Origin of the sequence: Xanthomonas sp. CFBP 7698 (assembly GCF_003600855.1) — a bacterium.
Classification (GTDB): domain Bacteria; phylum Pseudomonadota; class Gammaproteobacteria; order Xanthomonadales; family Xanthomonadaceae; genus Xanthomonas; species Xanthomonas cannabis.
The window spans coordinates 221496-241344 of sequence record NZ_PRDN01000001.1 but is presented as its reverse complement, the minus strand read 5'-3'; the positions used below and the strand labels follow the sequence as shown (position 1 = coordinate 241344).

General features: G+C 63.3%; 36 protein-coding genes. 30 read left to right on the top strand and 6 right to left on the bottom strand.

Annotation, left to right across the window (positions count from 1 at the left end):
- Positions 1-651, top strand: coding sequence for a hypothetical protein (locus tag XnspCFBP7698_RS00975; protein ID WP_123137209.1), 651 nt, complete (start codon positions 1-3; stop codon positions 649-651).
- A 6-nt stretch (positions 652-657) separates the two neighbouring features.
- Here XnspCFBP7698_RS00975 and XnspCFBP7698_RS00970 read toward each other — a convergent pair whose 3' ends face one another.
- Positions 658-1104: a hypothetical protein gene (locus XnspCFBP7698_RS00970; RefSeq protein WP_123137208.1), complete on the bottom strand. Its 447-nt coding sequence runs from the start codon at positions 1102-1104 to the stop codon at positions 658-660.
- 480 nt (positions 1105-1584) lie between these two features.
- Here XnspCFBP7698_RS00970 and XnspCFBP7698_RS00965 point away from each other — a divergent pair, with 480 nt between their 5' ends.
- Positions 1585-2382, top strand: a complete 798-nt coding sequence (locus XnspCFBP7698_RS00965; protein WP_123137207.1) for a KilA-N domain-containing protein — start codon at positions 1585-1587, stop codon at positions 2380-2382.
- A 158-nt stretch (positions 2383-2540) separates the two neighbouring features.
- Here the strand turns inward: XnspCFBP7698_RS00965 and XnspCFBP7698_RS00960 are convergent, their stop codons facing one another.
- Positions 2541-2744 (bottom strand): hypothetical protein, encoded by a 204-nt coding sequence (locus XnspCFBP7698_RS00960; RefSeq protein ID WP_123137206.1) that lies wholly within the window; start codon positions 2742-2744, stop codon positions 2541-2543.
- 59 nt (positions 2745-2803) lie between these two features.
- Here XnspCFBP7698_RS00960 and XnspCFBP7698_RS00955 point away from each other — a divergent pair, with 59 nt between their 5' ends.
- Together XnspCFBP7698_RS00955 and XnspCFBP7698_RS00950 are read left to right on the top strand one after the other, a co-directional pair.
- Positions 2804-3028 (top strand): hypothetical protein, encoded by a 225-nt coding sequence (locus XnspCFBP7698_RS00955; protein WP_123137205.1) that lies wholly within the window; start codon positions 2804-2806, stop codon positions 3026-3028.
- A 9-nt stretch (positions 3029-3037) separates the two neighbouring features.
- The gene (locus XnspCFBP7698_RS00950; protein ID WP_123137204.1) at positions 3038-3976 is read left to right on the top strand and encodes an SOS response-associated peptidase family protein; all 939 of its coding nucleotides are present in this window, start codon (positions 3038-3040) and stop codon (positions 3974-3976) included.
- A 324-nt stretch (positions 3977-4300) separates the two neighbouring features.
- Here the strand turns inward: XnspCFBP7698_RS00950 and XnspCFBP7698_RS00940 are convergent, their stop codons facing one another.
- Positions 4301-4747 (bottom strand): hypothetical protein, encoded by a 447-nt coding sequence (locus XnspCFBP7698_RS00940; RefSeq protein ID WP_123137203.1) that lies wholly within the window; start codon positions 4745-4747, stop codon positions 4301-4303.
- A 143-nt stretch (positions 4748-4890) separates the two neighbouring features.
- Between XnspCFBP7698_RS00940 and XnspCFBP7698_RS00935 the strand changes: the two genes are divergently transcribed.
- Genes XnspCFBP7698_RS00935 through XnspCFBP7698_RS00915 form a run of 5 tightly spaced genes read left to right on the top strand, consistent with a single transcriptional unit; the run spans position 4891 to position 6947 of the window.
- Positions 4891-5427, top strand: coding sequence for a hypothetical protein (locus XnspCFBP7698_RS00935; protein ID WP_123137202.1), 537 nt, complete (start codon positions 4891-4893; stop codon positions 5425-5427).
- Entirely contained in the window at positions 5424-5843 is a 420-nt protein-coding gene (locus tag XnspCFBP7698_RS00930; RefSeq protein ID WP_147423570.1) for a hypothetical protein, read from the top strand. The genes XnspCFBP7698_RS00935 and XnspCFBP7698_RS00930 overlap by 4 nt, the downstream gene beginning before the upstream one ends.
- Positions 5807-6064 (top strand): hypothetical protein, encoded by a 258-nt coding sequence (locus tag XnspCFBP7698_RS00925; protein ID WP_147423569.1) that lies wholly within the window; start codon positions 5807-5809, stop codon positions 6062-6064. The genes XnspCFBP7698_RS00930 and XnspCFBP7698_RS00925 overlap by 37 nt, the downstream gene beginning before the upstream one ends.
- Positions 6055-6552, top strand: a complete 498-nt coding sequence (locus tag XnspCFBP7698_RS00920; RefSeq protein ID WP_147423568.1) for a hypothetical protein — start codon at positions 6055-6057, stop codon at positions 6550-6552. Before XnspCFBP7698_RS00925 ends, XnspCFBP7698_RS00920 begins: the two co-directional genes overlap by 10 nt.
- A complete protein-coding gene (locus tag XnspCFBP7698_RS00915) occupies positions 6549-6947 on the top strand; it encodes a hypothetical protein (RefSeq protein ID WP_123137199.1) in 399 nt (132 codons plus the stop codon). The genes XnspCFBP7698_RS00920 and XnspCFBP7698_RS00915 overlap by 4 nt, the downstream gene beginning before the upstream one ends.
- 68 nt (positions 6948-7015) lie before the next feature.
- Here XnspCFBP7698_RS00915 and XnspCFBP7698_RS00910 read toward each other — a convergent pair whose 3' ends face one another.
- The 3 genes from XnspCFBP7698_RS00910 to XnspCFBP7698_RS00900 are packed head-to-tail and all read right to left on the bottom strand — an operon-like array spanning position 7016 to position 8277.
- On the bottom strand, positions 7016-7747 hold the full coding sequence (locus XnspCFBP7698_RS00910) for a DUF4145 domain-containing protein (RefSeq protein WP_123137198.1): 732 nt from the start codon (positions 7745-7747) through the stop codon (positions 7016-7018).
- The gene (locus XnspCFBP7698_RS00905) at positions 7744-7932 is read right to left on the bottom strand and encodes a hypothetical protein (protein WP_123137197.1); all 189 of its coding nucleotides are present in this window, start codon (positions 7930-7932) and stop codon (positions 7744-7746) included. Before XnspCFBP7698_RS00905 ends, XnspCFBP7698_RS00910 begins: the two co-directional genes overlap by 4 nt.
- A 27-nt stretch (positions 7933-7959) precedes the next feature.
- A complete protein-coding gene (locus XnspCFBP7698_RS00900; protein ID WP_158591095.1) occupies positions 7960-8277 on the bottom strand; it encodes a helix-turn-helix transcriptional regulator in 318 nt (105 codons plus the stop codon).
- A gap of 82 nt (positions 8278-8359) precedes the next feature.
- Here XnspCFBP7698_RS00900 and XnspCFBP7698_RS00895 point away from each other — a divergent pair, with 82 nt between their 5' ends.
- The 21 genes from XnspCFBP7698_RS00895 (at position 8360) to ssb (ending at position 19848) form a co-directional block, all read left to right on the top strand.
- Positions 8360-8596, top strand: coding sequence for a helix-turn-helix transcriptional regulator (locus XnspCFBP7698_RS00895; protein WP_104542821.1), 237 nt, complete (start codon positions 8360-8362; stop codon positions 8594-8596).
- On the top strand, positions 8593-9414 hold the full coding sequence (locus XnspCFBP7698_RS00890; RefSeq protein WP_158591094.1) for a recombinase family protein: 822 nt from the start codon (positions 8593-8595) through the stop codon (positions 9412-9414). Before XnspCFBP7698_RS00895 ends, XnspCFBP7698_RS00890 begins: the two co-directional genes overlap by 4 nt.
- Positions 9411-9647, top strand: coding sequence for a hypothetical protein (locus tag XnspCFBP7698_RS00885; protein ID WP_123137194.1), 237 nt, complete (start codon positions 9411-9413; stop codon positions 9645-9647). The genes XnspCFBP7698_RS00890 and XnspCFBP7698_RS00885 overlap by 4 nt, the downstream gene beginning before the upstream one ends.
- Positions 9648-9772: 125 nt before the next feature.
- The gene (locus XnspCFBP7698_RS00880; protein ID WP_147423567.1) at positions 9773-10249 is read left to right on the top strand and encodes a hypothetical protein; all 477 of its coding nucleotides are present in this window, start codon (positions 9773-9775) and stop codon (positions 10247-10249) included.
- Positions 10246-10464, top strand: a complete 219-nt coding sequence (locus XnspCFBP7698_RS00875) for a hypothetical protein (protein WP_123137192.1) — start codon at positions 10246-10248, stop codon at positions 10462-10464. The genes XnspCFBP7698_RS00880 and XnspCFBP7698_RS00875 overlap by 4 nt, the downstream gene beginning before the upstream one ends.
- A gap of 164 nt (positions 10465-10628) precedes the next feature.
- A complete protein-coding gene (locus tag XnspCFBP7698_RS00870) occupies positions 10629-10859 on the top strand; it encodes a hypothetical protein (RefSeq protein WP_123137191.1) in 231 nt (76 codons plus the stop codon).
- Between the two features lie 3 nt (positions 10860-10862).
- Entirely contained in the window at positions 10863-11090 is a 228-nt protein-coding gene (locus tag XnspCFBP7698_RS00865; protein WP_123137190.1) for a hypothetical protein, read from the top strand.
- 3 nt (positions 11091-11093) lie between these two features.
- A complete protein-coding gene (locus XnspCFBP7698_RS00860; protein WP_123137189.1) occupies positions 11094-12068 on the top strand; it encodes a recombination-associated protein RdgC in 975 nt (324 codons plus the stop codon).
- Positions 12069-12071: 3 nt separating this feature from the next.
- The gene (locus XnspCFBP7698_RS21255; protein ID WP_147423566.1) at positions 12072-12287 is read left to right on the top strand and encodes a hypothetical protein; all 216 of its coding nucleotides are present in this window, start codon (positions 12072-12074) and stop codon (positions 12285-12287) included.
- A complete protein-coding gene (locus tag XnspCFBP7698_RS00855) occupies positions 12280-13227 on the top strand; it encodes a tyrosine-type recombinase/integrase (protein ID WP_158591093.1) in 948 nt (315 codons plus the stop codon). The genes XnspCFBP7698_RS21255 and XnspCFBP7698_RS00855 overlap by 8 nt, the downstream gene beginning before the upstream one ends.
- Positions 13215-13478 carry a hypothetical protein gene (locus XnspCFBP7698_RS00850; protein WP_123137187.1) on the top strand — a complete coding sequence of 88 codons (264 nt, stop codon included), beginning with the start codon at positions 13215-13217 and terminating at the stop codon, positions 13476-13478. Before XnspCFBP7698_RS00855 ends, XnspCFBP7698_RS00850 begins: the two co-directional genes overlap by 13 nt.
- Complete coding sequence (locus XnspCFBP7698_RS00845; protein WP_147423565.1) at positions 13475-13870, top strand: hypothetical protein; 396 nt, start codon at positions 13475-13477, stop codon at positions 13868-13870. Before XnspCFBP7698_RS00850 ends, XnspCFBP7698_RS00845 begins: the two co-directional genes overlap by 4 nt.
- The gene (locus XnspCFBP7698_RS00840) at positions 13870-14970 is read left to right on the top strand and encodes a hypothetical protein (protein WP_123137185.1); all 1101 of its coding nucleotides are present in this window, start codon (positions 13870-13872) and stop codon (positions 14968-14970) included. Before XnspCFBP7698_RS00845 ends, XnspCFBP7698_RS00840 begins: the two co-directional genes overlap by 1 nt.
- A 10-nt stretch (positions 14971-14980) precedes the next feature.
- Positions 14981-15244, top strand: coding sequence for a helix-turn-helix domain-containing protein (locus XnspCFBP7698_RS00835; protein ID WP_104542845.1), 264 nt, complete (start codon positions 14981-14983; stop codon positions 15242-15244).
- Positions 15241-15630, top strand: a complete 390-nt coding sequence (locus tag XnspCFBP7698_RS00830; protein WP_123137184.1) for a hypothetical protein — start codon at positions 15241-15243, stop codon at positions 15628-15630. Before XnspCFBP7698_RS00835 ends, XnspCFBP7698_RS00830 begins: the two co-directional genes overlap by 4 nt.
- Positions 15623-16348, top strand: a complete 726-nt coding sequence (locus XnspCFBP7698_RS00825; protein ID WP_123137183.1) for a hypothetical protein — start codon at positions 15623-15625, stop codon at positions 16346-16348. Before XnspCFBP7698_RS00830 ends, XnspCFBP7698_RS00825 begins: the two co-directional genes overlap by 8 nt.
- The gene (locus XnspCFBP7698_RS00820; RefSeq protein WP_123137182.1) at positions 16348-16896 is read left to right on the top strand and encodes a hypothetical protein; all 549 of its coding nucleotides are present in this window, start codon (positions 16348-16350) and stop codon (positions 16894-16896) included. The genes XnspCFBP7698_RS00825 and XnspCFBP7698_RS00820 overlap by 1 nt, the downstream gene beginning before the upstream one ends.
- Complete coding sequence (locus XnspCFBP7698_RS00815) at positions 16889-17110, top strand: hypothetical protein (RefSeq protein WP_123137181.1); 222 nt, start codon at positions 16889-16891, stop codon at positions 17108-17110. Before XnspCFBP7698_RS00820 ends, XnspCFBP7698_RS00815 begins: the two co-directional genes overlap by 8 nt.
- A complete protein-coding gene (locus tag XnspCFBP7698_RS00810; RefSeq protein WP_123137180.1) occupies positions 17107-17379 on the top strand; it encodes a hypothetical protein in 273 nt (90 codons plus the stop codon). The genes XnspCFBP7698_RS00815 and XnspCFBP7698_RS00810 overlap by 4 nt, the downstream gene beginning before the upstream one ends.
- The gene (locus XnspCFBP7698_RS00805) at positions 17372-19420 is read left to right on the top strand and encodes a DNA cytosine methyltransferase (RefSeq protein ID WP_123137179.1); all 2049 of its coding nucleotides are present in this window, start codon (positions 17372-17374) and stop codon (positions 19418-19420) included. The genes XnspCFBP7698_RS00810 and XnspCFBP7698_RS00805 overlap by 8 nt, the downstream gene beginning before the upstream one ends.
- Positions 19417-19848: a single-stranded DNA-binding protein gene (gene ssb / locus XnspCFBP7698_RS00800; protein ID WP_123137178.1), complete on the top strand. Its 432-nt coding sequence runs from the start codon at positions 19417-19419 to the stop codon at positions 19846-19848. Before XnspCFBP7698_RS00805 ends, ssb begins: the two co-directional genes overlap by 4 nt.
- Position 19849 lies beyond the last annotated feature (1 nt).

Here is a 19849-nt window from a genome sequence, read left to right as displayed (position 1 = left end):
ATGATCATCAACGAAAACCTCGCCTTCGGCACGCAGACCCGGATGGTGTCGCCGCGCATCGAGATCCGATGGGACCCGACCACCAACGATGGGCCGGTCGAGTTCCACCTCGAGCAGATGACCACCAAGCCACACCCCGACGGTTGGACCCAGACGCTGGAGCGTTTCTTCCTGCGCGTGCTGACCGTGCAGATCAGCGACCTTATTGGCCGCAGCTACGACATCACCGCACCAACGACGACCAAGCCGGACCCGGCGACAGGCGAGTTGATCAAGGTGCCAGGTGACACGGTGACCGAACCCGGCGTGCATTTGTTGCTGGGCATCAAGGCGGCCACGCGCGCCGCCTACGATTCCAATGTCGCCGCACCCGACGCAGATGCTGACCCGATTGCGCGGCAGATCACCATCGTCTGGAACCCGACCAACGACACCGGCACCGTTACGTTCCAGGTCGAAGACCGCGGCACCGCATTGGGCGTGCTGGCGGCGCCAATCGCCGAGCTGATCGCGCCGACATATGCCATCCGCTACCCGGACGCAGCGACCACTCAGCAGCTTCAGGGGTGGAAGCTGCAGGAGCTGATTAAGGCGGCAACCAATCGTGCAATCGCCGCCAGCCTGTCCGCCGTCGATGCGGCAGCGGCGTGAGGCGAATCAGAAGCCGGAGGCCGCAACCTCGCGGACGCCGCTACGGTCCTGGAACTTGATGGTCCAGGGAGTGACCAGGTAGCCGGGGCGGAACCGGTTGGCGATCGAGAAATGATCGGCGCGCGCGTCCTTGGCGATGCCGTTCACCAGCACGTACGGCGCGGCGGTCTTGGGCACGCGGCAGTCGTCGGGATAGCCGTCGGTCTTGAATGCCAAGGTGTAGGGGCCGCGGCCCTGGATATCCCCGCACACCACTGCCCGTGCACTGAGCGATGCGGCGCGGGCGCGCGGCGCGATGCGGGTGACGAAGGCGTCCAGCGACTCGTTGGCGGTGGAGGTTTCCTGATACAGCTGGGCGGTGCGGCCGAACTTTCCCAGCGGCGGGTCAGCGGCGAGGGCGGGCAAGGTTGTGCCAAGCAGCGCCACGGCGGCGGCGGCGAGGAATGGGTGCATCACGTTCTCCTGAGCAACTGCGCCGGACTACTGCCGGCGGCGCGAGGGCATCTCGGCGCAAAGCCAAGATGCGCGGCGCCTGCTCAGGAAAAAACGTTCATCTGCTGCGCAGTTGCACTACTTGCAAAGTGGAAATCTTCCGGATGTCCCCCGACCGTTCGTCAGACAATGCTTTGTGACACAAGGGTTTTCGGGAATTTCCTACATTTAGTGTTGACCCCTCCTCGTGACCACAATATCTTGCCAGCTACCGGCCTGCTTCAGGACGGTAAACGCAAAACGCCCCGCCTAGCAGTAACTAGGCAGGGCGTCTGGTCTTCTAACTTCAACTGGCAAAGCGTTGTGAAACTTCGGTTCTTGGCGGTTCCGAATGCCTGCAGTGTACATCTTGGGTTTTTGTGCGCAAGCGATTGCGTAACAAACGGTGACGTATGCATGTGGGTTGAACTACGCAGGCCAGCACCATAAGGCTCGCAAGAAATGCTTACAAAACATCAATTTAACCTCCCCCTCATTCAGAGGCAGGTCAACAACAGCTTGGTCGAGCAGCGGCAGCTTGACGGCTACATCAACGCGACGTCCATGTGCCAAGCAGCGGGACGGCTGTTCGCTGATTACCGGCGGAATGGTACGACTGAAGCCTTCCTTGAAGAGCTCTCAGCCGATATGGGAATTCCCATATCGGTGTTGATTCAACAAGTTAAGGGTGGGAATGGACCGCAGGGCACTTGGGTTCATCCAAATGTGGCCACTCACTTGGCGCAATGGTTGTCGCCGAAATTTGCTGTGGCAGTGGCTAAGTGGGTCCATGAATGGATGGCCGGCCGGGGGCCTAGTGGAGCGCCGAAGGCTGCTCTTCCGCACCATATACAGCGCTATCTGGCCAACCGTGATCAGGTGCCCTACACGCATTTTTCCATCCTGACCGAGATGACCCTGGGGTTGATCGCTCCGCTCGAAGCGCTTGGCTACACGCTGCCGGACAACATGGTGCCCGATATATCTGAGGGCAAAATGTTCGCCAGCTGGCTACGAAGCAAAGGTGTCGACACCAGCAAAGTTCCTACGTACAGGCATATCTATGCGGACGGGCGAGTGGTGGAAGCCAAGATGTATCCGATCGGATACATGCATGAGTTTCGAATCCATTTCAACGAAGTCTGGTTGCCCACCAAAGCCCTCACTTACTTCCGTCAGCGGGACCCATCTGCGCTAGCTTTTCTCGAACGAATGCTGCTCGTCGGCCCTGATAGAAGGGCATTGCCGCCAGCTGCATAAGGATAAGGGCCCCGCTTCGGCGGGGCTTTTTCTTACCCTGCACCGAAGAGAAGCCCGATGTCGCATCTTTCGAGCTTCGGTGAGGATGGTGTTGCCGGTCGCGGTGCCAAGATGGCCGTTCAACCCGCGAGGCGCCTGAGCAGCGCCCAGCCGGCACCCTAGACGTAACCCTCAAGCTCGTCGTGTGTAAGTACGCCCAGACGATGACCCCAGGATGTGACCAGCTCGACGATCACTGCCGCCTCACCTGGGAAGGCAAACAGCAACTCCGCCTCGAACTGGTTGAGGACTTCCAGCGGTTCGGACGTGGCCGCGAGGCGCTGCTGCAGCTGTTCGAAGAGGCTGGGGGTGGTGGTGTCCATGCCAGCAGTCTACGGCGACCTGTCTCACGCCCTGAGACGGTGCTGCCGATACTTCGGGTATGGACAGATCCGAGCTTCGAACCCACCTCGACAACCTGGACGCGGCCGTCCCGTCATTGCTGGCTAACAGCCCCGACCGTTGCCACTTCTGGCAAGCGTTTGCCGGCATGGCGGACGTCGTCGGCGACGGCGCCATCACGGGCGACGATGCCCAATTCGTCTCCCGGCGGCTCGATGAGATCCTGGCCTGGCATGGCCTGGAGAACAGCGACCGCGACTGCTGAGGGTCCGCCATGTGCTACTCCGCTGAGATCCAGGCCGACTACCGAAAGCTGGTGCGCAACTTCGGGGCGATCATGTCGATCGAGGAGTTCTCCAAGCTGTGGCTGCGGCAGGGCGAGGAGGAGAAGCGGCCCAAGACCCCGAAGGCAATGGACGATGCATTTCGCGCGGGCGGGGAGGGCGGCGTAGCCTCGATCGCCGCAGAGCTGGCCGTGTGGGACGCCGAGGACACGCAGGCCCTGGAGCAAGAGCTGTTCAAGCAGGCCCGGCGCCTGGCAGATGCAGAGCGGGTGCTGGCAAGCGCCAAGCCGACAAAAAAGGCAGCCAACGACCAGCGCATCGCCACGACGAAGATCGAGCAGATCAAGGGCCGCCTCGCCGACATGCAGCGGACCGAACCGAAGGCGCGGGATTACCGCATCTTCCCCGGCTACTACGCGCCGGTGATCATCTCCGAGGGCGGCCAGCGCGTGATCAAGCCGATGCGCTACCAGTGCCGGCCGGCGGGCAAGCCCCCGATCTACGACACGAAGTACCCAGGCACCTACAACGCCCGCAGGGACAACCTGCAGGGCTTCTGGCGCGAGCAGTTCGGCTACACCCATGGCCTGGTGGTGGTCGGCCGCTTCTACGAGAACGTGGAGGGGCCCGACGGCAAGAACCGTGTGGTGCAGTTCCAGCCCAGCGACCGTGAGCCCATGCTGGTGGCCTGCCTCTGGTCCCGCTGGACAGATCCCGCCGGAGAGCAGCCGGACCTGCTGAGCTTCGCCGCCATCACCGACGAGCCGGAGCCCGAGGTGGCGGCGGTGGGGCACGACCGGACCATCATCAACATCAAGCCCGAGCATGTCGACGCTTGGCTAAACCCCGATCCGACTAATCTCCAGGCCCTGCAGGCGATTTTCGACGACAAGCGGCACCCGTTTTACGAGCACCGGCTGGCGGCGTGATATGTTGCCCGACGGCTTTCATTGGACCCAGGCTTACCAGCACCAGGAAGGACCTCCACGCTTGCTTGCGCTCGGATCGAGTGGTGTTGCGCGAATGACTCAGCGCGTGGACAACGGAGCATGGTTTGTCTATCTGGACTACCACCTGCTCACGATGGAGCGCCGGGCAGTCACACGTAATTGCACCAGCTTCGAGGCCGGGAAGGCCGGTGTGGAGATGTGGGCGTGCCGGCACGAAGCGCGTCTGCGTATGGAACTTGCAGTGATAGAGGCGGGGAGACCCAGACACCTGGGCGCAGGATAACTAGTCGCGCCAAGCTGGTATCACTTCAGCCGCGCCACGGTGTACACGCCTCGGCGCCCACGCAACTTGGCGAGTGTTTTTGCCCTCTCGCCAGCCTGATATTTCACTGCAATCTCGGTGATCAGATAACCCGGGTGGCGATAGTCCTCCAGACTGAAGGCGAAACCTCGACCCGCCAGATGCGTGTGCAGGTATACGCCAGCACTCGATGGAATATCGCAGCTATGTGGGTCACCGCTGCTAGTTACCGCAACGCGGTAGCCGCCAGCCAAATCGACTACCTCGCCGCAGAGCATCTCGCTGCGCGCTACGCTCTGTGCCATAACCTGCGGCGCGATGCGTACGATGAACGCATCACGTGACTCACCCGCAATGGATTCCTCGGTTAGTACGGCAGCCATCGGCCGCTGTTCAGTGGCAGCAGCGGTGGTGATCATAAGCAACAGCGAGAGGGCCAGGCAGCGCATCAGTATCGTCTCCTTCGACTTTGGCGAGGATTAGGCTGTGTCGCCTCAAGCCGATTCAAGAAGCCGCAGTTTCCTAACTACGTTTCCCGCTCTAGCAGACAGGCAACGCAGGCAACGGCTGCAATCGCGGTATGAACGCGCCAATGCTTCCATTGCCCATCTCGACCGCCGACGCCCTGCGCAAGATCATCGTGCCGGCGCTGCGCCTGTTGCCGCCGCGAATGACCACCCCCGAGGCGCTGGTGATGATTCTTGCGATCATGCTGCAGGAGAGCGCGTTGGCGCATCGCTGGCAGGTGATCGACGTCAGGCGTCCCGACCGCAAGGGACCTGCGCGCGGCCTGGCGCAGTTTGAGCAGGGCACCAAGGCAAGCCGCGGCGGCGTGTGGGGCGTGTACCTGCACGACGCCAGTCGCTACTGGCTAGCTCAAGTGTGCGAGGCGCTCGGCATTCCGTTCCAGCCGCAAGCCATTTGGAGCGCGCTGGAACACAGCGACATCCTGGCTGCGGCTCTTGCGCGCCTGCTGCTGTTTACCGATCCAAAACGGTTGCCGGCGTTGGGCGAGCAGCAGGCCGCATGGGCGTTATACAAACGTACGTGGCGACCGGGCAAGGCGAAGCCCGACACGTGGCCAGACAACTATCGCCAAGCACTCAGCGCCGTGAAGGCACTACAGTGAACGCAGAAATCAAAAGCGGGTTAGGCATCTCTCTTGCCGGGCTGGCGACGTTCATCGCTTTGCACGGCAGTGCATTTGCCGAGGGTGCGCAAGCGCTCTGGTTGTTCCTGGTCAGGATCACGCAGGATGTGCCGCTGGGAACAGGTTCGTTCCTGCTGGCACTGTCGCTGGCCACCGTCTCCCAACCGATGTTGCGCCGCTGGCTACCGCACAGCCGTGCCAACCACACCAAGCACGCGCGCACCTTCCTGGTGGAGTTTGTGGCGCTGGTGGTGGGCTTCGGGGTGATGTGGGCACTCACCGGGACCATGCCCGGCATGTTGCTGGGCATGGTGGCTGGCTTCGCGGCGCCGTTCTTCTACCGTGGAGCAGCCGCTGCATGGGCGCTGTTCCTGCGCAAGGCATCGGCGCCGTGAGCCAGCCTGCAGAAGAGCGTCGTTTCTTCTCGATGCGCGTCGACCACACATACATGGTCGGGCTGCTCGTTGCATTCGGCGTCTGGAACGTCAACCAGAGCGGGGAAGTGCGGAGCTTGCGCGAAGCGGCCGGCCATCGCGATCAGCTCCTGAGCCAGCGCAATCGCGAGGTGGACAGTCTTGAGCGGCGGATGGCAGCAGTGGAGCGGGGGTGCAGATGATGCCGGACTTGGATGACGAGCGACTGGCGGCAGTTGAAACAGAGGCGATGGCGCGCACCATGGTGCTGCTCAAATCGCTTTTCACGTTCGACAAATTCCCCAAGAAAGACTCGATGGGCATCCTGCGGCATGGCCACGGCCGGCAGATCGAGCGCCGCGCGATGACCGAGGAGGTGGCCGAGTTCGCGCTGACCAACGATGTGCAGGCCGCGCAGGCCTGTCTGCGCGCGAGGATCTTCGAGCTGATTGTGGTGCACCCCGAGGCAGTGCCCCGTCTTCCATACATTTACGCGCTGGCCGATATTCTGGAGCCTGAGCGCATGCGCGAATGGTCGCCCTTATGGAGCGCAATGCGCCGTGGCGATTGGAACGCAGTTGGCGTGGAGCTGATGACCTGCCACTGGGATCGCTACTACGGCGAGAGCACGGAGAAGCGCCGTGCCGTGATGCAGATCATCATGGATCTCGCACGCGGGCCGCTGCTGTGAGGGTCTACGCCATCCTCGCAGCGGTCCTGCTGTTCGTGGCCACCAACGTCGGGTCGTTCTTTTTCGGCAAGCACTACGGGCGACTGGGCCAGCAAGCGAAAGCCGGCAGTGCACTTGCTAACCAGGTCGCCGACCAGAACAAAGCCAACACCGCCATCGATGCCACCGGTGCAAGCACGCGCGCCGCCGTGTCGGGCGCACTTAACGAAAACCGGAGCAGCACCCATGCCGCGATCGAACGCATCCGCACTGTCGTGGTACCTGGCCCTTGCCGTGATGTTGACCCTGTCGTCCTGCGGGAGGCTGGCGAGGCCGTCGACCGGGTTAACGCCAAGATCCGAGGCGGTCTGCGATCAGGAACCACCGGCCCCGATCGCGCCGCAACCGGGCACTGAGCCAGAACGCAGCGCCTGGGTGCAGGCGCTGCTGGGTCTCTACGAAGACGAGGTGGATAAGTGGCGGTTTAGCCAGCCGTGTCGGGAGGCGGTAAGGCGTGAGAACTTCCGCTCGATACAGGCTTTCGTGCTGCCTCCTTCTTAGCTGCTAATTCGAGAAGCTTCTTTGTGCGTTGTTCGCGGTCGTTCCTTGATATATACCAATCCTTGATTACCATTTCGATCATGCTAATCAACAAAGTAGCCTCTTCCGGGTCAACGTCTACGACAACGTTGATATCACGTTCCATGTGGGCGCCAATATTCCCGATTTTCCTAACTGCGTCGATGGCTTGATAGGTGGAAAAATCTATCTTGTCTTCTAATGCACTTATTTCAGCGTTTAGGGTGCGAAGCGATATCCCCCAGTAATCCCGGATTATCCCTTGAAGGCATCGCCTAGATAGAGTGGCTGACGCCTTTGGGCTGAGATGCGCGATCGCGCAAGCTTCTTGGTAGTCCTCAATGATCACGGCAGGGATATAGTCTGGCATTGGCTTGGCAGCGCTAGAAGGCCTCAGCTGCCAGTCATCAAAGTCCTTAAAAGATTCCGATCTACCAGGCCCTCCAGCTAAAATTTTATCTAAAAATACATGTAAGGAGAATTCGCGGCAGGCGTCATTTAGACAAGTGGTACTGCCGACAGTTACTCGCATTGGTCCATGCTTGTTATTATCGAAGAACCGAGAACTATCGACTGTGCGGTTGCCAGAAATCACGCTGGCTACGTTGCACCATGGACATATATATGTATCGCTCATTTCTGCTCCAGATTCCGCGCGATCACTGCTAAGTGAGCATTTGCTTCCTCGAGCTGCTTCTGCATCTTGTCCATCCGATCCTTCATGCGGAACACCGCGATTGGCAGCGCGATCCACAGCAGGACCAGCACCACCATCACGAACATCATCAGCAGCCCGAAGCCGCCGGTCAGATAGTTACCCATCTATTCCCCCTGTCAGTTGTAGATCCCTTACTTCGCTAGCAGCACCACAAGTGCGCGCTGCTGCTCGTCGCTGAGCCCATCCACCAGGCGCTGTAACACAGCGGCTTCGCCGACCTTGTATTGCGCGCGCGGCTCCGCCACCGCGGTTGCGGAGAAGAGTAACGCGTCGGCCGACGTGCCGTAGAGCTGGCACAGCTGGATGAAGGTCTGCAGCTGCGGGAAGTTCTTGTCGTTCTCCCAGGCGGATAACGACCCCTTCGTCACGCCAAGTTCCGCTGCTACATCCAACTGCGAAAGCTTGGCAGCTTCGCGGGCCGCGCGCATCCGGGCGCCGATGGTGCTCACCTGCTGAGTATAGACGGGCTGAACTTTCAGGGGTTCAGGTGGTCTTGACATTGGGTATAGATGGTCTAGACTGCGCGTCAAGATGAAAACGACCCGTCCCCCTCAGCTTCACCCGATCCGCCTTGCCCGGCAGCGCCGCAAGTGGTCGCAGCAGGAACTGGGTAGCCGCCTCAACCCGCCAGTGGGAAAAGCCGCAGTCGCGCAATGGGAGTCCGACACCACAAGACCGGTGCCGGACCTTGCAGTGCAGCTGGTGGACTTGTTCCAGAAGGAGATCACCTTGGACGACCTCTACCGCAGGCCGGGGAGGGCAGCATGATCGATATGCCTGTCACCGTGCGCCGTGCCATCGGCTACGTGCGCGTCAGCACAGACGAGCAGGCCGCGCAGGGGCATAGCCTTGCGCTGCAGCCCGAACGCATTCGGCAGTGGTGCGCACTGCGCGAACTGCACTTGGTCGACATCGTGGTCGACGAGGGCGTCAGCGCTGGCGTCCAGCTGCACAAGCGCCCAGGCGGCAAGGAATTGATGCACCGCCTGCGCACTGGCGAAGCCGACGTGGTGGTGGTGTTCCGGCTCGACCGACTGTTTCGCAATGCGCAGCACGGCCTCAACTTCGTGCGCGACGAGCTCGATGGCCGCGGCGTCAACCTGCACAGCATCACTGAATTGGTGGACACCACCACGCCCACGGGGCGGCTGATGCTGACCATGCTCTGGGCCGTGGCCGAGTATGAGCGCGACACCATCCGCGAGCGTACCCGTTCCACGATGGAAGGCCTGCGGCAGCAGGGCAGGGTGTATGGCACCACGCCCTATGGCTGCATTGCAGTCGGTGGCCGCTGGGATGAGGGTCTGGGGCGCGTGGTCGGCCAGCACTTGTACCGCGACCCCAAGACCTGGCCGCACCGCGAGTTGATCGTGCAGCTGCGCGGGCCGCATGACGGCGCCGAACAGCTCTCCTTGCAAGGCATCTCCACCGAGCTCGAGGCGCGCGGCATCCCGGCGCCTGCCGGTGGCCGACGCTGGCAGAAGCATTCCATTTCCCGGGTCATCAATACGCATGGCGGGCTGAAACATATCCAGCCATTGCCCGCCGAACACGAACCTGCGGTTTCGGAGGCCGCGCAGCCATGACCAATGCAGACCACGTGTCCACGAGCGAACCCCTGGTGATGCCAACGCCGGAGTTGCGCGTGCTCGAAGCCCGCTTCATGGCAACACGCCAGGCACGCGATGCTATCACCGGCGACATGCTCGCGAGCTACGCCCGTGTTCACGACCAGGTGCTCAACGCGCAGGCCGCGCTGTACGAGGCGTATGCCCAGCACCTGCAGCATACCCGCCAACTTAATGAGGCTCGGGCATGAATACATCCAACGCACCCCGTAGCCAGGCATTGAGCGCGCTCATCATGCAAGCGGTGGTGACATCGCGCATGCAGTGGCAGGAGTACGCCCACGCGGTGGTTGAGCACTACCACCGCAGTGTGGACGTGGCCGATCGCGTGGTCGATTTCCACGTGGCCAGCACCGCCGCCCAGCACGAGAAGGCTGCCCGTCTGAATACCCAAACAGTGCGCCGCCTCCTGTCCGGAGAGATCCGCATGCCGGTGGACATTGAAGAAGCGCTGCTGATGGCGCTGCCGCAGGAGCAACGTGCGGACGTGTTGGCCAACTTGCTGGCACGCATGGGCTTGATGTACGCACGGCGCCCCCCCCACGCCACCGATGTAGTGGGGCAGGTGGGCACCCCTTGCGAGCTGATGCGATGCGCCGCGGACGCCGTGCAAGCGATCGTGCCGATGCTCGAAGACAATCACCGTATCGGCCCGGAGGATCAGCAGCATTTTGCCGACGCGTTGCACGCGATCAACGACGTGCAGAGCGCCTGCATCACGCTCACCGCGCAGATCGCCGACGCCATGCCGCATACCGAGCGGGCGCGCGTGCTCAAGGCGGTGCAGGGATGAGTAACGCCGCCATCAATTGGAAGCGCTGGTTTCCTGCCGCCGTGCCAGCCGGCCCTGGCTGGCGCTTGATCCGTTTCGAGTCGGTGGACGCGAATGGCAAACCGGTCGGCAAGCCCATTGAGGCAGTCACCCCGTCCTTGAATGCGCGCCGCTTCCCCACCGAGCAGCGCGCCGACTATGCCGCCCGCGCCCTCAATGCCGCCGACGGTCTGTGACCAGTCGGCGCCCAGAACACACCAGGAAGCCCGGAGCCGAGGACGTACCGGGCGAACACAGGACCCTGCTGCACTCGGCAGCGGCGTGGTCCGCCCCAAACGAGGAAGCCACCGGCGCACGAACGCCAGTGGCTTCAGTGATCAAACCCGTAGGAGGAAAGATCGTGGAACAGTGCACCACACCTGCAACGCCGCCGCAAGCTGCGGCATACCCCATCGTCAGCTATCGGCTGCTCGTACGGCGCAATGCCGCGCACGATGCGCGCCGCCATGGCGTCAACCCGGCGCCCGCCATGGATGCCGCCGAGGCCGAATACCGCGCCACGCGAGGCAACCGCTTCGCCGCCCGCCGCGCCGGCTTCGTCACCGTCGATCTGCAGTGCGGGAGGGCCTGAGCGATGGAACTTAACCACATCGTGCGCGTCGCGCGCACCGCCAAAAAGCTGCGGGGAACGGGGCCACTGTCCACCGGCGAATCCCTGGCTGCGGCCATCGTCCTCAACAAGCCCACTTGGCTGAAGGCCATGGGCTACACCCTGGCCGAGGCAATCAACCGTGCAGACGATGACGGCCAGACCGTGCCGCGCCTGCTGCAGGCGCAAAAAATCATCGCAGAGGAGGCCTGAGCCATGTTCTTTCGCAACCTCACCTTCTACCGCTTCCCTTGGAACGTCGATTCGGCGCTGTACCGCGCCTTCGCCGCCGACCCACGCATCGATATGGGGGCCGGGCCGGCCGACTATTCGCTGACTGCTCGGCTGGACGAAAAGCGCCTGAAGCCAGTCGGCCCGCTGGAACTGTCCTCGCGCGGCTTTGTTCCACCATACGGCCGCGACGGTGACCAGACTGAAACGTTCGCAGTCATCCATGGCGAATTCGCTTGGGTCAGCGTTGGCGGTCAAGACAAACTATTGCCCGGCTCGGTGGTCAACCATGCCGTCGAAGCCAAGGTCGCCGAGATCCAGCAACGCGAAGGCCAGCGCCCCGGTGGCCGCGCGCGCAAGCGCATCAAGGACGACGTGGTCCACGAACTGCTGCCCAAGGCGTTCGTGCGCGAACAGCGCACCGATGCGTTTCTGGACATGCAGCACGGCTTCATCGCGGTAGACAGCAGCAGCCGCAAGACCGCCGATGTCGTCTGCAGCGAGCTGCGGGGGGCGCTTGGCTCGTTTCCGGCGCTGCCGCTCAATGCCGAAGTAGCGCCACGCGCAGTGCTTACCGGTTGGCTCGCCGGCGAGCCGCTGCCGTCAGGTTTGAGCCTGGGCGAGGACTGTGAGTTGCGCGACCCCATCGAGGGCGGCGCACGCGTGCGCTGCAATCACCAGGAGCTGCGCAGCGACGAGGTGAGCAAGCACCTGGAAGCGGGCAAGCAGGTGACACGCCTGGAGCTGGTGCTGGATGACCACGTCGCCTTTGTTCTGGGGGACGACTTGGTCATCCGTCGCCTGCGCTTTCTCGATGGCGCGATCGACAAGCTGGATTACGACGATGCCAATGGCGTGCGCGCCGAGCTGGATGCGCGCTTCAACCTGATGGCATGCGAAGTACGGCGATTGTTCCTGCTGCTTGAGCAGGCACTGCACTTCAGCAAGGCGGGGGACTGAGCCATGCCAGAGATTCAACTGAATCGTGAGGAATCTATGCGCATCCTCAACAACCCGGATGCCGGTTCCGAAGCAAAGGTGATAGCCGCGTGCGCCGTGGCCTTTTTTGCATGCATCGATGGTGAATCGATGAACCCGGAGACTCGGACGATCGCCCACAAACTGCTTCGCATGACCTCCTCTGCCCTGGATGAAGCGGAGGAGGATAGTCATGGCTGACACCATCCCCGGCGACCTCAGCACCCTCATCCCGGACTTTCTGGACCACCGCCGCCTGCGCGGCACCAGCGCCAATACCATCGCCGCATACCGCGCCGACCTCACCATGCTGGTGTCCTTTCTGGACCGCTTCGACGTGACGCTGGTGCAGCTTGTCAGCGAGCGCCTGGTGAACCTGTGGCTGGACGATGGCATGCGCCACATGAAGTGGGCACGCCGCACCGCCGCCCGCCGGCTTGCCGCCGTGCGCACCTTCATGTTGTGGTGTCGCATGCAGGGGCTGATGCAGCACGACGCCACCCGCGACGTGCGCATCAAGTTCCGTCAACGCACCGTAGTGGCACCGGAGCTGGAGCCGCTCAAGGCAATGATCGCCAGCATCGGCGAGCGCGCACCAATCGACATCCGCGACCGCGCCATGCTGTTGCTGATGCTCGACGGTGCTCTGCGCGCCAGCGAGGTGGCGCTGTTGGACGATGCCCCGGTGTCGCGCAACGGCTTCACCGTCCTGGAAGAAAGCCAGCGCGTGTATGTGCGGCCCAAAGGCGGCGAGGATGACGACTTCGAAGTGGTCGGCATCGAGCCCGTCACCGTGCGCGCCGTGCAGGCATGGCGACGTACACGCGACAAGATGGCATTGCCCGGTGAGGCCGCGTTGTTCGTCAATGGCACAGGTCGGCGCCTGTCGCGGCAGTCCGTGTACCTGATGGTGCGCGAGCGGGGCAGGGTGGCCGGTATGCCTGGATTGCACCCGCACATGCTGCGGCACCGCCGGCTGGGCGAAGTGGTGGAACGTGCAGGCCTGGACGCCGGCGCCGCGCACGCCCGCCACAAACACAAGTCCACCACCGTCAACGTCTATGGTGCCCACGCCGCGGAGGTGCAGCGCGCTGCCATCCGCACGTTGGCGCCCCTGGGGGAACTGCCATGCAACGCATGATCAGCCACCCCATGCCGCTGCCGCCCTGCCGCAATGGCCACACCGCTCGCCACATCCACGACCAGCGCTCGCTGCAGGCCGGTGGCGGCCATCTCGTGGAGTGCGCATGTAGCGCCAGCACCAAGCACGGCGCATTCGACGACGCGCTGCGGGAGTGGTGCCGCCAACAGGGCCGGCCGAGCCCCAAGACCAGCCCGCAGCAACAGCTACCGATCGACAACGTCACCCGTCTCCGGAGGGCCGCACGATGATGACCACCATGCAGCGCGATGCGATCGCGCGGGCACAGCGCGGCGACTGGGAGCTGGCCGACGCCATGGAGCTCGCATGCCAGGAGCGCATGACCTTCAACGGTAACTATGCGCTTTTATTCGGCATTTGGGAGGGCGGCCGGCTTCGCCGCTTCGCTTATGGAGAGGCGTGCGACGACGACTCGGACATGCAGTTTGTCAACGACAGCGTCCGCCTCATCGTCGATCTAAACGGCAACGTTCTGCAGCGCGCCGAGGTCGATCACGAATTGGATAGCAGCCTGTTGAGTTCCGTCGAACGCACGCGGCTCTGGGCCAATTCCATCCTGTCCGAATACCTCGCCACCTTGCCTGCACCGACGCAGGCGCCCTTGATTCCGGAGACCGTCTGATGCGCGCCACTGTCAATTCAACCCAGCTGGCGGATGCGCTCAAGCACAGCGCAGCCCCGGCAAAAAGCACCATGGAACTGCTGCAGTTCGCACGCATCACGGCGGGCAATGGCGAGGTGCAGATCGAGACCACCGATACCCAGGTCTACACCCGCATGACCATCGCTGCAGAGGTGCAGGACGAAGGGCAGCTGCTATTACACGAAAGCACCCTGCGCACCATCGCCGCCGGCGGCGGCAACCTGGACTTGCGCGGCGACGGGCAAGTGGTCCGCGGCCGTTCCCGCTATCGCGTAGGCACCCATCCCGACCCGTCTGCACTCCCCGATGCCGAGCAGATGAAGTGGGAGCCCATCGATCTGCCGGCCACGATGCTCGCCGAGGCCGTGTCGCACGTGCAGCACGCGCCGGACGACAAGGACGTGCGCTCCTACTGCCGCGTTGTCTTCGTCGAAACCGGCAAGGTATGGGCGACCGACGGCAAGCTGATGGCGCGCCGGGCGATCAACTACACGGGGCCGAAGTTTTCCCTTCCGGTCTATCAGTTGGGTCGCATCACCGATGCACTTGGGCAGCCGGAGGCAATCATCAGTGTGGGGCGGGCGGCGGGCGTTGCGCATGTGTTGGCGCTGCGCATCGAGAGCCCAGCGATGTGCCTGATCGTGCGCATGGTCGAAACCCAGGTGGTCCTGGACATCGAGAAGCTGGTGCCAGATCCGGCAGCGGCCGCGGCGCGCGTGCGCTTCGACCGCAAAGCCATGATCGAGGCACTGCGGCGCTTCGTTCCCTTCTCGGCCTGGGGCGGGGAGAAGGGCATCAACCACTGCATCGCACTGGAGCTGCTGCCCGACGCGGTGGTGATGACCGACAAGGCAGGCGAGAACGTGGAGCACCTGACCGAGGCTGGCGCCGCGCTCGAGCACTCCGGCGCGATCCGCGTGGGCCTGCACCCGCGCCAGCTGCAGCAGATCCTCGGCGCCATCCGCACGGACCAGGTTGTGCTGCACCTCGCCCGCGAGGTCAAGGGTGCGGCGCTGGTCCAGCCCCTCGAGGTATCGCCCGACGAAATCGCCCACGTCGTCATGCCTTTCACTCTCTGAGGTCGCCGCCATGCACGAGGATCAGAACACCAAGCTGCTCGCCGCACTGAAGCAAAAGCCGATGACCGCGGTCGAGATCTGGATGGAGCTGGGCATTGCGCGCGCAAGCGCGCGTGTCCACGACCTGCGCAACCAGGGCTTCAACATCGCCAGCACGCCCATCACGGTTCCGAACCGCGACGGTGACGACTGCCGTGTCGCGCAATACCGGCTCACCGATCAGCAACGCACCTTGCTGCCCGAGTTGCCGGGCAGGGGAGTCATGGCCGCATGATCACCATCATCAGCATCTTGATCACGGCCCTAACCACCGGCGGCATCGGCTTCATCGCCGGCAACGCCATTGGCCGCAATGCACTGTGCCCCAACCTGCACGAATTGGCCGAGCGCGCCGACGCTGCCGGCATGGATCTGGCTGCCCTGGCGACAGAGGTTGCGAACCAGGCGTTTCGCGCGGGCACGCTCGCCGAAGCGCGCCTGCTCAAGCAGTGGGCGCGCCGCCTGCGATCGGCAGCAGCCGACCACCTGGCATGCATCAATGCCATCCAGTTGAGCGATCTACGTGCGGTTGGCTCTGACGCGCTGGTCGCAGTGAGCGTCCGCGATGCAGTGGCGGTATTGCACAACGAAGAGCAACCGCGGAGGACGCGCTATGTCTGAATCCAAAACCATAGTGCAGCCCGACGCGGTAATCCTGGGTCAAGCAGATAGCGAACTGCGCGTTCGGCTTCTGGAGTTGGTGGAGGCAGGCGAGTACCTGCAGTCCCGTGTGATCCAAACCAACGGTGCAGACTGCATGGACAAATTCGACCATGAGCTAAGCCGCGCGAAGGCTGCGCTCATCGCCCGCCTGCCGGTGGGGCAGGACCCGGTGGCGGCCCAATCCATTCCCGAGGGCTGGGCGCTAGTTGACCTTAGCACGCATGCCATCCTGCCTCAGTTGCCCAGCGAGCGCATGATCGGCGCCGGTTGGCCCGCTGGCGAGATGATCAGCGAGTGCTTCGATAGCGTGGGAGCCTACGCCGACCTCATCGCTGCTTACCCCGCCAACGGGAGCGGCGTCGTTCACGGCAAGGAGCAGCTCGCGCATGCTGCTGCGCCGGTGGATGTGCTGCGCGAAGCAGCTATCGAGAGCGCGCTTGGCTACCTGTCCACTGCACTCGATGACCTGGACTCAAGCCCCGACCGTCGGCCCGGCGTGATGGTAAGCGCAGCGATGACAGCGCTTCGCGCAATCGCCACCCACCCCCAGCCGGCAGCGGCCGAGGTGAGTAATCGACCGGATTCCAGGCGCGAACAGGAGTTGCAGCACCTTGAACGAACGCTTGGTCTGAAGCGCGAACCGGACCAGCCGGCAGCGGCGAAGGATGGTGCGTGATGGCTGGCCCAATCCATGACCAGATCGTAGCGGCCGCCGTGCGCTGGCTTCGTCGCAATGGAGCTGCGGCCATCCTGTGCGACCCATTCCGGGCCAACATCACCGAGCAGCCCGATGCAATCGGCTGGCTGGAAAGTGCATCGGTTGCCATAGAGGCCAAGGCCAGCCGCTCCGACTTCCTGGCCGACGCAAAGAAGCCGCACCGCGCCGATCCATGCAGGGCAGTTGGGGATTGGCGGTTCTACGCCGCGCCGCCCGGCGTCATCGCCGTGGATGAGTTGCCGGCCGGCTGGGGGCTTCTCGAATGGAATGGCAGCTGCCTCAAGCCTGCCCACGGTGTGCCACTTGGCAACTGTAACTGGTATCACGCGCCGTTCCGCGAGACATCGAACAAGCGAGCCGAGACCAGGCTGCTGGTGTCGGCGATCCACCGGCCTGAGTTCGTGCCAAGGCGGGACGCAAAGCTGCGGCCGGGCATCAACTTCGATTCTTGGGCGAAGCTGGCCGACCAGCAGGCCAAGCCGGCAGGCGAGGTGTCCAATGGCTGACCGTGATTTCCAGATCAGCAAGCCGTTGGTCAAAGCACTGCGACGCTACGCACATGGCACCAAGGGCCTGGACGAACCGACATACCGCCTGCACCTGCAGGCGGTCGGCGCCACCAGCACGCTAGATCTGACGCGCAAACAGCACGAGGTATTGTTGACGCGCCTGCGTGCGTTACCGGACGCGCCGCGCAAAGCGCAGTGGAGGGCAGCATGACGCCGATCATCACCGGGACCGAGTTGCACGCCATTGCCCCGGATCACAGCGTGTTCTCTGATCGCGCACTCGCGCATGCCTTGAAGGTGCAGCCCCGTCAGATCCCGGAGTTGCGCCGCCAGGCCGACCAGATCCAGTGCGGCGCGTTTGACTCGCGTGCAGCACACCTCATGCGCACCTGCGGCATAAACCGCCACGAGGCAGAAACCTATCTATCCACCTGCGGCAGCGCGCTCCCACAAGAATTAGAAGGACTTCAACATGGCTGACGGGAATTTTTCGCTGAATTTCGCGAAGGAACTGGTGGTGGATCTGTTCGCCGGTGGCGGCGGCGCGAGCCTTGGCATCGCGCGCGCATACAGGCACCCCGATGTCGCCGTGAACCACAACCCGATTGCGATCGCCGCGCACCGCGCCAATCACCCCGACACCGAGCACTACGTGGCCGACGTGTTCGAGGTTGACCCTTACATCGCCACGCGCGGGCGTCCCGTCGGCATCCTCTGGGCGTCGCCCGATTGCCGGCATCACTCCAAGGCCAAGGGCGGCAAACCGCGAAACGTGAAGATCCGGGGCCTTGCATGGATCATCGTGCGCTGGGCCTACGCCACGCGGCCGCGCTTGATATTCTGGGAAAACGTCGAGGAATTTTGCGATTGGGGTCCACTGGATGATCAACACCAGCCGATCAAGGCCGAGCGCGGCCGTACCTTCAAGGCCTTTATTGCCGTGCTGGGTGCCGGCCTGCCAGCGGACCACCCGGACATGCCGGAGATCTTGCGCGAGATCGGCCAGCACGTGCCACTGGATGCCCTGGTGCGCGGCCTGGGCTACAAAGTCGACTGGCGCGAGTTGGTCGCTGCCAATCATGGTGTGCCCACTATCCGCAAGCGCTTATACGGCGTTGCCCGCTGTGATGGCCGGCCGATTGTCTTCCCGGAAGTCACGCACTTGCGTGACGCGACCACGCAAGCCAAGCGCTGGCGCATGGCCGCCGAGTGCATCAATTTTGATGACCTCGGCCGCAGCATCTTCGATCGCGAAAAACCACTGGCGGCCAACAGTGAACGGCGGATCGCAAAGGGCTGCTGGCGGCATGTGTTGACGAAGGCGCAGCCGTTTATCGTGCCGCTGCGCGGAACGACCCCACGGCACCAAGCCACTCATGAGATCGCACAGCCATTGTCGACCATCACCGGTGGCGGAACGCATCACGGACTCTGCGCCCCGGTGATGATCCAGGCGGCACACGGGGAAGGCAAGCCCGGTGGCGTGCAGCGCTGGGGCCACGGCAGCCGTGATATCGCGTTACCGCTGGGCACAGTGACAGGCTCGGGCGGGCACGCGGTGGCCGGCATGGAGCTGGCGCCGTTCCTGACCGAATATGCCAATGCAAGCACCCAGCGCACATTCGATGTTGCCGAGCCGCTGCGCACGCAGGTGGCTCAGGTCAAGGGCGGGCATTTCGCGATGGCGGCGGCGCACATCATCAAGTTTCGCGGCGACAGCACCGGCCATGCGATCGATGAGCCCTTGCATACAATCACCGCGGGCGGCGACATGGCCCGCCCGGCAGGCGCGGCACATGCAATGGGCTTGGTCGCCGCGCATCTGATGACGATCGGCTATGGCGAACGCCTAGGGCAGCAGGCGAGGGTGCAAGCCGCCGAAGCCCCCTTGGGCACCGTCGTTGGCACCAACAAGCACGCGATGGTCGCTGGCTTTCTTGAACAGGCGAATGCCGGCTTTTACGAAGGCGGTGGGCGTAGCCTGGGTGCGCCGATGTCCACGGTGACCAGCAGCGGCAGCCAGCAACAGCTGGTGAGCGCCTACTTGGTGAAGTATTACGGGGAAGGCGGGCAGTGGCAGGGCGTGGACGAGCCGATGCATACGCTCCCCACCAAGGGCCGCATGGGGCTTGTGCAGGTGGTCCAGGTTGCGGCCGACATTCTGCCGCCCGACCAGTTGGCCAAGGCGAAGCGCTGCGCCGCCTTCTTGCACAAGCACTTGCCGGAGCACTTCGCCGAGCCTGCCGACCTCGTGCTGGTGGGTGGCTATGTGTTGGTGGACATCACCTTGCGCATGCTGCAGCCCGATGAGCTGAAGCGGGCGCAGGGCTTCCCGGCGGCCTATATATTGAACCGCGGGCTATTCTTCAATGCAGATACTGGCGCGTCCGAATGGAGGACCATCACCAAGACTGATCAGGTCAAGTTGATCGGCAACAGCGTGTGCCCCGACATGGCCGAATTGTTCGTTCGGGCCAACGCGGCGGATCTGATCCAGTTGTACAACCGGGCAGCCGCATGAGCAGCGGCCACCAACTGGTTATCGTCACCGGGCTATTGAGCGAGAATCCCATCATCCGCGCGATGGCAGGCGGCACGCTCGTCGCCGAACTGTCGATCCCCGTTACCGAGACCTACACCGACCGCAGTGGCGAACGCTGCGAACACACCGAATGGTTCGCCATCAAGCTGTTCGGCGCGGCAGCAGAAACCGCCGAGCGTCTGCTACGCAAGGGCCGAATGATCACCGTGCAGGGACGCAAGCACACCGAGCGATGGGACGACGGCCGGCCACGTAGCAAGGTCTTCGTGCATGTCAACGCAGCAGGATTGACGCTGCACGTAGACCAGGATCACGCGCAGACCAAGCGCGAACATCAAGGCCCAGTCGCGCCCAAGGCACCAGCGTTTCCCGGCGAAGAGGAGCGGGGCGATGACCTGCCATTTTGAT